Origin of the sequence: Vibrio sp. 10N.247.311.12, assembly GCF_041467515.1 — a bacterium.
Classification (GTDB): Bacteria; Pseudomonadota; Gammaproteobacteria; order Enterobacterales; family Vibrionaceae; genus Vibrio; species Vibrio crassostreae_C.
The window spans coordinates 36,997-52,065 of record NZ_JBFSUV010000026.1 but is presented as its reverse complement, the minus strand read 5'-3'; the positions used below and the strand labels follow the sequence as shown (position 1 = coordinate 52,065).

10 protein-coding genes are annotated in these 15,069 nt (G+C 42.2%); 4 read left to right on the top strand and 6 right to left on the bottom strand.

Features of this window, described 5'->3' with window-relative positions; all coding sequences use genetic code 11:
• Positions 1 to 207: 207 nt before the first annotated feature.
• The 5 genes from AB6E30_RS12950 to AB6E30_RS12930 all read right to left on the bottom strand — a co-directional run bounded on the left by AB6E30_RS12950 (position 208) and on the right by AB6E30_RS12930 (position 8,562).
• Positions 208 to 3,408 (bottom strand): DEAD/DEAH box helicase, encoded by a 3,201-nt coding sequence (locus tag AB6E30_RS12950; protein WP_372082489.1) that lies wholly within the window; start codon positions 3,406 to 3,408, stop codon positions 208 to 210.
• On the bottom strand, positions 3,401 to 4,237 hold the full coding sequence (locus AB6E30_RS12945; RefSeq protein ID WP_061000848.1) for a hypothetical protein: 837 nt from the start codon (positions 4,235 to 4,237) through the stop codon (positions 3,401 to 3,403). Before AB6E30_RS12945 ends, AB6E30_RS12950 begins: the two co-directional genes overlap by 8 nt.
• Before the next feature lie 493 nt (positions 4,238 to 4,730).
• Entirely contained in the window at positions 4,731 to 6,593 is a 1,863-nt protein-coding gene (locus AB6E30_RS12940) for a hypothetical protein (protein WP_102556459.1), read from the bottom strand.
• Positions 6,594 to 7,062: 469 nt separating this feature from the next.
• A complete protein-coding gene (locus tag AB6E30_RS12935) occupies positions 7,063 to 7,362 on the bottom strand; it encodes a hypothetical protein (RefSeq protein WP_102558269.1) in 300 nt (99 codons plus the stop codon).
• A gap of 30 nt (positions 7,363 to 7,392) precedes the next feature.
• Entirely contained in the window at positions 7,393 to 8,562 is a 1,170-nt protein-coding gene (locus AB6E30_RS12930) for a DGQHR domain-containing protein (protein ID WP_372103850.1), read from the bottom strand.
• Positions 8,563 to 8,719: 157 nt separating this feature from the next.
• On the opposite strand from AB6E30_RS12930, the gene AB6E30_RS12925 reads away from it, so the two are divergent.
• The 4 genes from AB6E30_RS12925 (at position 8,720) to AB6E30_RS12910 (ending at position 14,359) form a co-directional block, all read left to right on the top strand.
• Complete coding sequence (locus tag AB6E30_RS12925; RefSeq protein ID WP_372083459.1) at positions 8,720 to 12,379, top strand: hypothetical protein; 3,660 nt, start codon at positions 8,720 to 8,722, stop codon at positions 12,377 to 12,379.
• The gene (locus AB6E30_RS12920) at positions 12,372 to 12,851 is read left to right on the top strand and encodes a hypothetical protein (protein ID WP_102558272.1); all 480 of its coding nucleotides are present in this window, start codon (positions 12,372 to 12,374) and stop codon (positions 12,849 to 12,851) included. The genes AB6E30_RS12925 and AB6E30_RS12920 overlap by 8 nt, the downstream gene beginning before the upstream one ends.
• 501 nt (positions 12,852 to 13,352) lie before the next feature.
• Positions 13,353 to 13,901 carry a hypothetical protein gene (locus AB6E30_RS12915; RefSeq protein ID WP_102558273.1) on the top strand — a complete coding sequence of 183 codons (549 nt, stop codon included), beginning with the start codon at positions 13,353 to 13,355 and terminating at the stop codon, positions 13,899 to 13,901.
• A gap of 8 nt (positions 13,902 to 13,909) precedes the next feature.
• Positions 13,910 to 14,359, top strand: a complete 450-nt coding sequence (locus AB6E30_RS12910; RefSeq protein ID WP_102558274.1) for a type II toxin-antitoxin system YafO family toxin — start codon at positions 13,910 to 13,912, stop codon at positions 14,357 to 14,359.
• A 96-nt stretch (positions 14,360 to 14,455) separates the two neighbouring features.
• Here the strand turns inward: AB6E30_RS12910 and AB6E30_RS12905 are convergent, their stop codons facing one another.
• On the bottom strand, positions 14,456 to 14,800 hold the full coding sequence (locus tag AB6E30_RS12905; RefSeq protein WP_136987070.1) for a hypothetical protein: 345 nt from the start codon (positions 14,798 to 14,800) through the stop codon (positions 14,456 to 14,458).
• Between the last annotated feature and the right edge of the window lie 269 nt (positions 14,801 to 15,069).

Below are 15,069 nucleotides of genomic sequence, written 5' to 3'. Positions count from 1 at the left end.
GTAAGCACTACTCCTGCTGAAACAGATTTTTGGACAAAAGTGAGTCAGTGAATTTGCTAATTTAGCATTTAACGGATTATCTGGGGTATTGCAAAAACTCTAACGTAGTGGCAAATTTCATTCATCTACTACACCTGACAGCGATTTCAAGTTCCATAGTGGGATTCCTGAAGCTTGTTAATGATTTACAAGCCCGCACATGCTCAATTAAACCTTCATTTTGTCAAACTCTAAATGTACAACCACCCTCGATAGCAGATGAGGATTTGCTAAAGCGAAGTTCAATTTTTCTACCGAGTCATAGCCTAGTCTGACAGCCGTACTTAATGACTCTATCATTTCAGTATTCAGCAGTGGATTGACACTAAAGGGGGCCACCTCTACAACTACTCTAGTAATTAACCCCATAATAAAAGAAAAGCTTCTTGGTATTACATTTGATATCAACTCTCGAGCTTGAGGACATTGCTGTTTCGTTATGGCAGTTGCATAGGGTTCACCACCTAGGGACACTTCTATATCTCTGATCGGCTTTCCTTTAATCCAAGATGATATGCCCTCACAGATAGTATCTAGATCCTCATCGAGGATTTCAGCATCTTTACTCTTGCCAACAGCCCCCAACATAGACCGTTTCACATCATCTAACAAAAGAGCTCTTACTTGTTGGTTCTCTTTCAACCATTGAACCAACCATCTTACCCATCCATCAACACTAATGGGAAGGTGTTGAGGCTCAGATTCGACTCGACTTTTAAGTAACAGTATTGTGTCAATTGGAAGCCCACTCTGAGATGCGAGCGCAGACAATGCAATATCAGACTCCTCCCGCCCTTTACTGTCCGTGAGATTTAAAAGAGTGTTAATCTTTAAATTAAACTCTTCAAAGTTATTGCTTTGCTTCGCTTTATAGGCGGCAAAAGAGCGCCTCAGCTTTAATGAAGACTCATTACTACTCTCGTTATCATCAAGAGATGCTACTCTATTTACCATATACAAAACATCTCTATCCAAGACATCACCAACCGATATTCGATCAAGGATCTCAGTCAATGGATCTGTGATAACAACACATCTGTCGTCTTCTGGTATTAATGACTGAAGTTTTTCCACAACAATTGGGGTCAGAGAAGAGCCGCTTGAAAAGGATATAACAGGATCAGGGATTAACAATACGATTCCGTTAGCAAGATGACCAGCTCTTCCCGCTCGAGCAGCAGCGTTAAGAAGTTCATGTGAAGCTAAGCTCTCTCGTCCCCCACCGTCTGCGCTAGCACGTTTATCTCCGGCGAGAACTGCCATTTGTGCTGGTAAGTTTAGCCCCTGTGCCAATGTTGGCGTCGCTACAATAACTCTTGCTCCATTATCACGGCGATACATACTTTCAGCTAGTTCTCGCTCTAACTTCAGCATTGAAGCATTGTGAGGAACTGCTACTGTTGGTTTATGTAGTATTGAATGCTCCAAACCACCAGTTTCAATGGCAAGCGCATTCCATAACTTTTGTTCTTTCTCCGTGATGTCTATTTGCGCACTGAACTTATGAGAAATTTCAGATGCAAGCGAGCATGCGTGCTGTTTTTGGTTCACAAAAACTATCGTTTTCATGTTTCTTTTTGCACATATTGTAGCAATCTGAGCAGCCACAGAGTTCGCATTGGGTTGCAGCGCTACTTTCCCATTCCTCAAAACACCGTTTAAAAAAACATTTTCATCTATCAACTTAGTGAAGTTGCAAATTGCTTTATTGTTTTTTGTGTCCAACCAATTATGTTGTAACCCCCATAATACGTGAGGTTGTACATTAAGCTCTTTCTTTGAGGGGCTACGTAAAGCCTTTGCTACTTTACCCTTTTCAAGGTTTTGCTTATTTTGAATGCCTATTGCATTCCTTTTCACTTGCTCCAATTCTTCGTTGTTGTATATAACTACTCCTCTAGCCTGTCGGCTAGGTTTCCATAACAACTCAATGTTCAAACATTGTCTGCCTGTTAGCTCTTCTATCCACTTTGCAAACTCGTCACCGTTCTTAATCATCGCTGAAAGAAATAGCATATCGGCTTGTGGTGCTATTTCATTAAAACCTAGAACACATAACATTCCGTCTAAAGCTCGACGTATTTTTCCAGCTTCAGGGCTTAATAAATGACACTCGTCAAATACTAATAATCCAACGTCCTCAAATGAATCAGGAGAGAATGAAATTATGGCTAAACAGCGCTCGGGCGTCATTACCTCTATTTCTGGTAAAGCGATATCCATTTTAAGTAGCAAATCAAAATCACTAGATACAGATGAACCTAACAATTCAGAAGGGAACATTTCACTCAAGTCATTAGTCAATTGATCTACCAATGCATGAGTCGGTGCCAGAAACACAACTTTCTTACCCTGTGCAAGAACACTAGCTATTTTTATAGATGAAACCGTAGTCTTTCCTGCACCAGTTGGTAAAACCAGCACGGAAGAAACCCCGGAAAAGTGAAAAAATCTATCAAGTGCTTTTCTATGGTTATGCCAAATGTAAGGAAACTTTTTAGCTCTATAGCTTATCCAGTTGTTCCAAAATGTAGGGTCAGCACCAATCGGAGGGGGTACATTCGCTAAAGCGGAGCCAGAAATGCCATCAAACATTAGCAATAACAATGAGGCGAGGTGCCTTATACCCGGGTAGGTATAATCTATTCTTTCTTCACCAAATATGATTTTACGCTCTGCTGCTAAATCTAGAACCCTATTAAAGGTGACTCTAGGCATCTCCCTTTGTTGAAAATTTGGCTCTAAAAGTAACTTCGCCAGCTCTTCAATACCAAAGGCGAGATGGTTCATCATTGCCCGTATAGCGATCGCTTCGACATCGTTAGAAATAGAACCGGGAGGAAATTGTTGTCTCCATACATTTGCTCGTTCAACAATTTTCGTTAAATCTCCCCTACCTAGATCTATCACGTGCTGAGAAATGATATAAGAGCAATATTCTTGCTTTGTTATATCAATTCGAATATTAGAAGCAGCTTCATGAGCATCTGCATATTGTTCTGCTGCAAGAAAAAGGAGAACTGCCGCAAGTGACGGTGAAACTCTAGCTATATCCACGTTAGATTCAACTGGGGGGCGTTCGCTTTCAAGCAGTTCTTTTCTCGATATAACCTGCTGGGCGCTCGCTGCAACAAATGCTGAAGACTTCTTTATTTCTCGAACGCTATGAATTGACGCAATTGTTTCATAGGTATCTGCTATTTTTTCGAGACTCCAACTTCCAGACTCTTCTTGGTCACTCTCTCCACCAAGCCTTGCTGATACGATCTTCGCATAATGTGATGTTAATAACTGAGGTATCGTAACAGGGTCAATGCCGTCAAGAGCAGGGGCAGATCTTAATAAGTTGGCGGTTTCTGGATCATACATTCAAGAAATCCCCATCCAGTTGTTCAATATAAGCGATAATTTTCTGTGCCAAGCTTTCAAACCACGGTCTTAAAGGCCCATCCACAACAAACGTTGAAGCATTCCTTTGTTCCGCTCTTATCCCTTTGATTTCTCCATAGCCATCAAACAAATTTTTTCTAGCTTCTTCATTATCAAAATCAGATGTAACCGCGAAGCCTGCGCGATAATGTCTAGTATTGTTATCAAGCACTTTCTGCACCATTCTCATGGCAGTTACATCATCTACACCACTTAACTTAATCAACGATGTGGCTTCAGCAATAAGCTCACTGTTTCTAGTATTCTTATGTCGCTCGATGAAGCCGGGAATTACACTTTGCGTGAATGTTCGTCTAGGATTTGTTGTGCATTTGTCTTCAAATATTGTCGACTTTAAGATCTCTTGCCCGTTTTCACTTAACTCGATCATCAGACCATCGAGCCCTTGGGAAGTTGAGCTAGTATGTGGATCTTTAAGATACGCATTTTTTCCTGCCAGTTGTTTTGCTGCAATCCAAGAGATAACTTCGAATATCAATCCATCCCTTTGTACTTTGGGGTAACCATAGCGAACAGGTTGCGGAGTATCTTGAACTGTAAATTTTATAATTGCCTCTTTTTTCAGGGCATCATTTGAAAACGCAGGATTGGCTGGCATTAATTCACGGATTATGTGCGCAGCATAAGCTGCCTGCCCCATAATGACGACTGCAATAAGCCTTGCTAACTGATCTTCATTCGAAACTTCCCACCTAGAACCTACACATATGTCGTCTATCGGAAAGTTGTTTATTTTCAATGAATCCATGGTGCTTTATCCATTAATCAAACCAACCCACTAACCATCATAGAAAGCTAAATGGGTAAACAGCACTATAGTCATATAAACACATAATGAGAGCAACTAGCAGACTTTCAATATGTTAGTTAGGTAGTAAAAGCTCTATCATCGAGAATGGTGTGACCGTAGTGCTTAAGCGCTTCTTCAAGAACTCCGATAACAAAAGCGAGTATCCATGGTGTTGTAAGGCATGAGAATCGTCGACACATTTCGATTAGAAAAAGTAGGTCATCGCGTCACCCGGACTTTGCTATTGATAGAAGTAACTAGAAAATAATGGGGCAGAAACGTTATAGAGTCGTCGTACTAAGGCACACTTATCCTTAAGCATGGCGGCACAACACATCTCTGGACACTTATGAGTCATGCCTTTTGCTAAATTAGCAGAACACGAATTATCTGAAGTATTGCGGATTTTCCAACCTAGTAGCTAAATTCTTCATCCACGACACTAACTTAATTATGGGACCACTCTAGAAACGTTATCACGCGATCGTTTAATCAAAACAACATCTCTTGATGTCCGATTATTGATCACCGACAATCTATTAAATACCTCTAGATGTGGGTGGGTATTACTCAATAAGCGAGGTGCGACCATCATCCCCCAAACTAAAAGACTAACAAAAGGTTGGTTAAAAGCTAAAGCAGCAGAGCCTCCAAGGAATCCCGTTATGTCCCATTTAGATAACCTCCTTTGGTTATCCTCTAGCTTTCCTATTTCAGTTCTTAACTCCATCAGCTTTAGCGATAACTCTTCTTCAGTCAGATTAGAAAACTTCTCCAGTATATCCGTAGCAAATGGTATTTCTTGTCCCGAAAACACCCTATCAAGCTCCAGCACGTCCATATCATTATTTATGCTAAAAACTTTATTTAGAAGCATTCCCAACTCTGCTTCTCGAAGCATTGGATTTTGCCTCTGAAAACCGGCATAACATCCACCAATATATTCAAACGCCTTGAACAAATCTGGATGGTTTGGATCATCACAAGGAAAGTAATGTGCGCCAAGACCTAAAGAATACTCGTAACTCGCTGTTAACCAACCCAGCATACTGGTTTTCTCAGGAGCATACATGTTGGACATAAATTGACCCATTCCAAGATATGAAACTCCCGTGGGGCCAAGTTTGTTCATTAGATACTCCATTCTTTGCCAAGAACTGCTTACCGAACCTGCCAGCTTGAGCGCTGCTTCAGAGCCTTCCTGCTTAAGGGCACGAAGAAAATGAAATTGCTGTTCAGTAGTCAATGTATGCCCCAAGACACCTGAACGATTTCGCATCCCTATAATAGTGGAAGATGCTAAGGCTCTTGGAAATAGAATGGCACTAGGGTCAACATCAAGAATCGTAGTTATTAAGTCAATGGAGTAGCGCACTATATTTTGCGTGATAGTAAATTTTAACCGTTGCCTTCTTACCAACTCCTGTAATTCGAAGCGGTTGATTGAGAACATTTGATAAAAATCTACCGAAAGCTGTGGATTATCATTGAATGGCAAGACAATAATCACTGTACGGTATAATGCCAGATATTCTCGAATGTTTTGCCTTGAGAAAACACTGGCATCGACAAAACAGCTCGTTGACTCAAGAATGGACGAGGGGACAAATTCCGATTGAGAAAATTCAAGATCTGAAAAAACCTTTGTTCTGTTATCTACCCAAAAATCTTGATCCTCTTGATATTTATCCAGAACAACTTTAGGGTAAGATTTAGGTAAAAAAGACTTTGCTTTTAGAAGTAAGTTGTTAGGAGCATAACCTACTATTTTTCTAACGGTATTATCTTTTCCCGGGTACTCAGGTATTGATTTGTCGACTATCACAACTAATTCATAATCATCATATCCCAGACTCGCTAATAGGATCCTTAGCTCATTGATTTCATCTTCGTTTGGCTCAAAACGTAACTTAAGTTCGAAGATGTTAGTTGCAATTTTAAAATCGAAGTGGAATGGGTGATATTTCTCTGGCAAATGAATATTTAGCTCGTTTGCTGCTTCTGGGGCTGTGAACGGGTGACCATGCAGACATATTTTTTTCCATGAGTCACTTAATGGAAGGCGTTCAGCACTTTTATCAACAACCCCACAAAACTCCGGCCCGGGCATACCTACGACACGCACCTTTTCATAACGTTCAATTAACTCTTTTTTTAGCGAGTCAGACAAATTGGGCACCAGCGCATAGATTTTGTCATCATGAAAATACAAGCCTTGATGATCGATATCAGCGCTTTCAATAATAAATTTCTCATAGTTATTGGTTATCGATTGAATGGCTGCACTCGTGTACAAACGATTTTTTTTACTCATTGGTTCAATTCCTAATGGATGTAGATCGTTAATTAGATGATACGCCTCACCTCACCCCCAAACTACACTCAGCATAGTCGCTGAACTTCAGTAGGTGCCATCAAGTCAGTTTTCAAAAGCAATCGGTATAACTCTTGGTAAATCTTACATTTCATTTAGTTGGTCAGGGGCATTTAACCTTCAAAGAAACTGGCTATATATCAGCTTCTAACATTAGAAAATGTTGGTCAATATGAACATGCTTTTTTAGTGAAGTGTATTAGCTCTAAGAAGAAAAGGGGCAAAAGTTTGCTACAACAAAAGACAGACTACGACAAAAAGCATCTAAAAGTTTCTAACTTTATTGTTACTTCTTGCTTTAAGTTGGCCTATTGAGTGAAATTGAGTTTTGATCTTTATTGTCAAATCTTTGCTATAGCGTCACGTAGCAATCAGCTCTGCGTAACAGAAAAGTTTCAATCTTTGTTGTTCACCGACATGAAATGCAATACAAGCACTGAACTGTTGCCCCATCCAAGTCATCTTCATCAAACAAACTGTCATCAGACAACCATTCGTCTTGCATCGCCTCTGTTATCTCTTTGGCCATAAACACAGCAAGAGTGGCGTTAGGGTATTCCGAAGCAAGGTAAGCCTTAATATGATGCTCTAGCATCGGTTCAATGGAGTGAAGCCATAGGGATTCATTGCTTGAATGAGCCATAGTTATAGCAAGTCGAGCTTGAGTCATTGCAGACGGGCAGCGATAGGCTTGTAAATTCAGTTCCATAATCTCTCTCCTTAGCGTTTATTCCAAAGGCTAAATTTCATCACACGGGTAGATACCACAGACTTTGCACAAACGTCGGCCCATCAGTTTCTCTGAACCTTTTTGCATCATATATTTCGGCTCTTTTGCATTATCTAACTGGAGCTTTTGAACAACGCCTGCTTTAGTCCACCAGCTGTCTTTCATGTTGAGTAACGGAAGTGCTTTTAAGCGCTCTAGAGCACTCCAGTCTGGTGCCGTACCATTAGACATACCTTCTTCGATGATGGAGCGACAAACCCACGCGCATCCGTAGAAATAAATGGCTTTGCTATACATAGGGTCATTCTCAGTATCTTTTTCACCTATTGGCATAGCACTGAGTACGCCCGTAAGCGCAGGCTTGAGCATGTTGAACAACTGATCTGTCATTTCAGGGTTCTTGGTGAGTAATGCATTTGTTTTCGCGGCTGTGGAAGCGCTGGCAATGCTCAAGAAATCTTGAAGCTGTTTTAAGATGAAAAGATGCCCATTGGTGAGCTTTCCACTTACCGAGATCAGATCCCATAGGGACAATTGGTTCACTTCTAAATCCAGAAATCGACGTAATAACCGGCTGTAAGGTTTGCTGCTGTCGAAGTACAGGTTCAGACTCGTCGTTGGTTTTCTCTGATTGAAGTGAAAATCACTGAATAGTTGTTTTATTTGCTCAGTCACAGGCTCTAGCGTGTCGGTATCAGAGACAAGGAATTTCACGCTCAGGGTTTGCGTCGCAAGCTCAGGAATTTCAGTTAATAAAGATTGAAATAGCTCATTACGGTTTTGACCATCGGCAATATGACGGTCACAGTCGGCAGGGATCACGGCTTTAAGCATCCTACGGTTACCTATAATGATCTCTTCTTCATCCTTTAGATGGCTTAAACAAATCGCCAGTCCGGGCAATATGGTATTTTTGCGGGTTCGAAAGTAATCTTTGAGCGGTTCGCTGCGTGATTTTTCAAGATCACGTTGACGTTTTAAGTGAGAAGGTATCTTGTCTGAACTTTCTTCATTTTTGAAATGCTCGGCTAACTCCTTGGTCAACAGAATGCCTTCGAGGGTACGAAAGCCGTACTTGTTGATTCCTTCTTCCCCGATAAAGAACACCACCTCTAGGTCTTTGCCATTAAGAGCATGATTGGGTGTGTATGGTACTGTCAAATCTGTCTTCGCGTTCATATTTTTGTCCTCACTGGATTTATCTTCAGTCTATGTAGAACAACTAACCCTGTCTATAAAATGAAAGAAAAATCTCCCATAAAACGGGGGGATAAACTTTCATTATTCTCTATGCACGTTATAGTTAAGGTATTCAAGATGACTTAGGGAATCGGACATGACTTTATTAGTATCGACAGCACAAGACGCATTAAGCAGTCAATTGTATGCCCTGCATATGGGGATTATTGATCGCTTCAATGACACGGTGAGAGAGACGCGTAGCCTGATCGAAGCTGATGAGAAGTATATTTGTCATGAAGGCTTAAGTATGGGGAAAGACAGCACATTGGTCGCACTGTGCTTGATTGAAGCTTACAAACAGAGCATTGCGGAAGGAAAAATCGAACCCTCACGTCCACTGATGATAAGCACCGTTAATCCTGGTGCAGAAGCATTGCCAATGCAGATGTACAGCGAGTATGCGGCTCCGTTCTTGAAAGCCTATGCGAAGGACTGTGGCATTAACCTTTTCTATGATGGTGTGGCTCCTGACTTTCATGAAGAGTACGCCAATCGTTACTTGTCGGCACAAAAAGTGATTCAGAATGCGTCTATGTCCGGCGACTGCACTGTAATTTTGAAGCTGATCCCTTCCGAGAAGTACATTAAAACCATGTTGAATCGATTTGAAGGTATGGAAGGCATGGAGCAGTACGCGTCGTCACCGGTTATCTCTTTTTCGGGCTCACGCGTAAAAGATGAAAGCACACGTCGTACTCGTAATATGAAGAAGCAGGGTACTGCACACAAGACCATCGATGCACTCAAGGCGGAGCTGGTGGACCAAAGTGACGTCAGTAAATTCCAACTGTACCAGTACGCTCCTATCCGAGATTGGTTAACGGATGAAGTCTTCACGGCCTTAGAGTTAGCCGGAAAGAAGCCTTTGACGAAGAACCTCCCTGGTATTCAAAATGCTATTCCAGCATTCATGTCCGACTTTGCTTTGTTGTTGGCCATCTATGGAAATGCCGCGCAAGAAGCATGTGAGATTTCAGTCGGACAAAAACATGGTGCTGGGTGTTCAGGTAAAGCTCGATATGGGTGCTTGATCTGTACTCAAGTTGGCACCATTGATAAAACACAAACCAGTTTAGCTAAACAAGACCGATGGAACATCCTCGGTCAAGAGGAAGCTTTGCGTTTACGTGATTACATGTTCCGCCTGTCTGCGAACATGAGAGCTCGTGCTTTGCATGCCAAAGGGTACGACAGTGTTGGTTTTGGCAGAATTGCACTTCAACCTAATGTGTTGAAACCTCGCTACTTGGAGAAGTTAGTCAGACTTTTTGCTCAGTTATCGATTCTTTCAGAAAACAGGGCTGCAGAGTTCCGTCAACTTATTGCCGAAGGCAAAGAGGATACACATCCCGGCATTGTAGAGATCCAAAATGATGTGACGTTGAATGCGAAAGCGAGACGTGGTTATTTGGCTATGTATAAAGCTCAAGCGGTGAATCCACAAATCAAACTATTCTCTGAACGTCACGCAGTGTACCTAAGCTATCGCTGGGGCATTGACGGTATAGCAAGCCTTCCGTTTAGACCACTTGCTATCTGGCGTGATCTTCACTTAAGACCTGAGTCATGGATTCCGTTTCCGAAAACCAATGCAGAGTGGGAAGCGGAAACGGGGAAGACCATCAAGTTAGTTGACCCGCAATATCCTCTCCCTGAAGCAGTAATGATGCCTGTGTTCAAAAAAGAGGAACCGAACCATTATGTGGCCAACCACCGTGCGCTGCTGTCGTATTGGCGACGCCCGATTGATACCTCGGATATCACTAACGAAGCAGGCTTCAACAATTGCACGCTTGAGCGTTATCCCCAACACAATACGCCAGTCAAAGTGGAAATGTCGGTTTCACATTCATTCAATGACACGCAAGTTGACGATGGCCAGTATCAGCTGAGTGCAAACATCAAAGGTGAAGTGCATCTGGTCGATATCGGGTCTGTTACCTTTGGTACGCCCGAAATGGGGAAGGTACGCATTGACGGAAAATTGGTATCGAAGTCTTTTGAGTCAGAGTATCTATCTACCACGTTCACTGAGTTGGCCACTAATCGCATCAACAATGTAATGGAAGCGATCTCCGATAAATTAGTTCAACGTGAGTTCGTAAGCTTACAATCTGCCCAGCAATTCGTGAACAAAGCCCTCGCTACTGAGTTTCCTTCAAAGAAACCGACTTTACTTACTCATTCTATCCCGTATTTAAAAAGTGCGGTGCTAGGTGTGGCGTATAACGAGAAACCGAGAAAGGTGTCAGCAAAAGCCCATTTCACAAAGCGAGTAGTACGAACTCAAAATGGTAAGCTTACGAAATCGAATACCCGCGTTAAATTCTATCCATTGTCAGTAGATTCGCGCTTACATCTTGCCCATGCCAATAAGTTAAATGGCCTTAATGTTGACTTTGGGTATGCATATGAAAAAGAAGTTAGCGTGCAAACTGAGCTCATTAACTGCCATGGAGAGCTGGTGGATGGTGCAAAAATCGCCGTCACCGAACAGTCCATAGAGATGTTTAAGAGACTGGGTGGCTTTGAACGTGCATTGGATGTACATGATTCACATTTAGCTCGTGCGCTCCGTCATCGTGGCCCAGTAAGAAAGTTTATATCAACGTGTCCAGCTGAAATGTTGAATACGATGGGGGGCGTGGTCGTGTCACCTTCATATATCGCTAAGTACCGTGAACTTCTCAAGCGTACTCAATTGTTCGCAGAACTCGGCGCTTTGGACTATCAATCAATGTCTGTTGAGGAAATCCAAAAACAGCCTTGGGCTATTACCATGAAGCAACACAGGATGGATAAAGTGGGTGTACTTCGTGTTGTGCGTGAACTAAGAAATAAGCAAAGGAAGCAGGTAAAGGCGGCTTTGCATGCGGGAACGCCACATCAAGAGTCACTGCTTCAGGTTCAACAGTTGTTTAATCTTGCTCACCAATATGTGGAAGAAGGGTTTGATACGTTATCTACATCGATATTTAACGTCCAGTTTAATACTCACGAGATTAGTCACACTCAAAGGGCAGCGGCATACAAAGCATGGTTACTGCTCAATCAAGATGCGCTGTCTTCATTTAATGAATTGCAACGCATGGCGCTGACCCCATCGCAAAGAAACCAAATTTCACTGGATGCGTCTTCTTTATCCCACCTTGCTCGTGTTACTGAAAAAGCCATGAGCGATCTCAGCACTACGGCTACAGCTGCTATTCAAAAGTGGAGCCCTATGGTTCAGGCTGTTCAGTCAATACGTGAGCAAATTGAACTCGCAGAGAAATCAGGTCAAGATGAAGCACAAATTCGCGATCATCAAATTGGCTTGTATAAGTTAGCTATTGAGCAATATCACCCACAGACAGCTGGTGCATTGTTTGAACCGTCTGCGTCTCACCTACGACCTAATCTGACGAATTTCAAGTTGATGCTGGATAAGCAGCTTGAGAGAATGAGCAAGGCAATCGAGTGGTTTACTGACTTAGCAAAAGGCATTTCAGCTGAAGGGTCGACATTGAAGAGCAAAGCAGTAGCAAAAGTCGATCTCTCAACGCGTCTTAGTTACTGTGCTAATTTACCAAACACTTCACAGAAGGTGCCTGTTCCGGCGTCACTAGAACTGCCAGTAATCGTGCATGAGGACTTAATATTGGAAAGTAAGTCGGAGTCAAAGCAAAAGACTAAAAAGACCGCAAAGAGAACGAACACGTTAGAAAGCATGCTTGCATATCAAGCTAAACAAGAGGACTTCGAACATGTCTAACTATCAAATGGAAAACGACATCGCCTTAGTTGCGAATGTCTGCCATGTATCGATTACTCGTCTGAAAAATTGGTGCAAGACTTCACCTGAAAAAGCCATGCTGTTTGATACAGCGTGTACAGCTATTGAGTTACAACCGGAGACATATAAAGCGGTTCTGCAAAACGCGGTGAGTCTATCAATATCGAACCACCATGAGACTCATAGCCTTTTAGGGATACCATACAAGGTTGAGCGTCTGAGTGGGTTTGCTGTGCCTGTTAATACGCTAAGACGTTGGATGAGTGACAATCCGCATACATATATAGCCGCAGTTATCGGCATGCAGCAATTGATAATCCGCCAGCATTGCGATGCTTCTGTCTCCAAAAAGCTGTACCAAAAAATCGGTTTATGCTACTCAGAACAGTGCAGCCTCTTCGTGGCCAATGCTGACGCGGTTGGTAAACTCATTAAAGGACTAAAACTATAACGTCAACTGGCTTTATCGGTTTAGCTAACTATTTAAAGGCGAGGGTCCATCATTATCTTGGCAAGGTTTTTTGGCCACCAGCCACCAATCGAATTTACAAAACCCTCCCAGAAAACCAGAGACATTGTGGATACTTAACGTTAATATGTGATATAAATCACACTTATCGTATAATCTTAGACTTGTTTTAAGACGATATCCCTTTGATTTTCCCTAAACTATACCTAGAACCGCTCTGAATCGCTTTCTAACGTACAACGATGGTTCGGGTTAATTCCGCGATGCCATTACTGCTACTGTTGCACTAAACGCTACCTGCGCAACATATGGGCATGAGTGGTGTGATATTAATCATTATGGGCTGATTGTTAGCAATATTGAATGGTTGTAATCTGGCCTTGGACATGGATAATTCCCGTCCCGTGAAATGAGCTAGGTTTATCACCTCTCTATAATTACTCCTATAATGTTTTTGAGGTCACAATGAAGAAGAGGCTAATTATGAGTGCAAGTATTCTTGCTGCGCTCGGTGGCAATGCCAGTGCGTCAATGGGCGATACTGTTGCTAAAGCTATGGATCTTCGTCTAGAGACAATTGAGTGTAAAGATGACCAACGCCAAGTTTCGGCTGAAAGCTTAGAAATGGCTGTGTCTATTATTGCAAAACTCAACACTCAAACTAAACAGCTTAGAGAAGTTTACAGTGAGATTGAGCAATCAGATGTACCTGAGAGCTATTTTGATAAAGTAACTATCGATGAGCTGGTGGTCGCAGACGGTTATATCCGTGGTTTTGAGATGATTCTTAAAGCGCAACACGAAAGCCTAAGTCGTCGTGCAACGGCATATGAGCAACCAGCGGTTGAAACAGCAAAACAAATTCGTAAGGCTACAGCGAAGCTACGCCGTGCCGTTGGTGATTTAATGTCGATCGAACGCCAACTCCAAGTGGCTTCGATTGGTAAATATGAGACTAGCTTTGAGATGACTTCTGATAAAGTTGCAAAACTCAAAGCGGCGACACAAGCGACTGTCTCTAATTATCACTAGGGGAACGCATGAAAAACGTCACCCCATCCCCTCGATTTGAACAAGAAATCAAAGCACAAGGTTTCAATGACGTTGAAGCTTTGTGCAAAGATATCGCCCTTCACTTAAGTTACGACGATGATCTATCGGTTCAATATCTTGGCCGTGTTGCAAGTCTAGCCTATCCGACAGACGCTGAAGATGCAGGGTTGGGGCATATCCACTTGTGGGACCCGAGCAGTCCATGGTTTGACAGCGCCAAACAAGGCAAATGGAATCGAGCACGACGTCAATTCGATAGAACGAGTGACACTTGCATTGTGTATTCTAGTCATTGGGAAAATGAAGACGAAATCCTTTTACTTGGTGTAGCAAATCCTTGCCACACAGATAAGGCGAAAGGTAAATTCTCAAAGCTTTTTGATAACAATTTCATGGAATATTTTCTAGAGGAAGGGTTGAAGTTCAACGACCTGTAATCCCCCTGCCAGCTCAACATCAGCTGGCATTCATTCTATTTGGTATACCACCAATCCTTCGTGTTCATTGAACAACAAAGAGCGCCCCCTTGTTAGTTATACTTCGATTTTCAATTGTTTGTTGCGGTTCCTAGCTTTGAAATTAACCGTTTCAGAGATTTCAATAACGACCTCATCACAACGTTCATTGTGAAGTCTTGCTGGTGGAAATTTGATGGGCTTTCCTATGTTCTCAAGATACTGAAATGTATCATTTTTTATCTCAATCGCCTGTTCTGCAATAGAAGGTGAATGAACCACACCGTTACGTAGAATTTCTTCCGTTTCGCAAACCCCCAAATCAAAAGCCTCTATCAACATGCTTGCTGTTTCCCATGTTATTTCTCCGACTTCTGCCGCAGCAATCCAAGTCGAGTGATATCGAAGTATAGTTTTTTTCATATTGAGTAAAGTACTTGGTCAATCTTCCATACTGACAACGATGGAGATGGAATATATTCCTGTAGTACTGTCTGTCATTGTCGGAATTAATGTCTTTATGTTTATCCTAAAGTTTGAGCGTAAGCCTATAGACTCACAAACTACTGGGTCAAAGCCCGTTACCAGTACGACGACTGACACTGACTGATCTCGAAGCCCATCCGATTAAGTTAAACGTACAATACACCTTCTCTACCTCGAAAATGAATGGCGAGACTGACGGCGTTGGT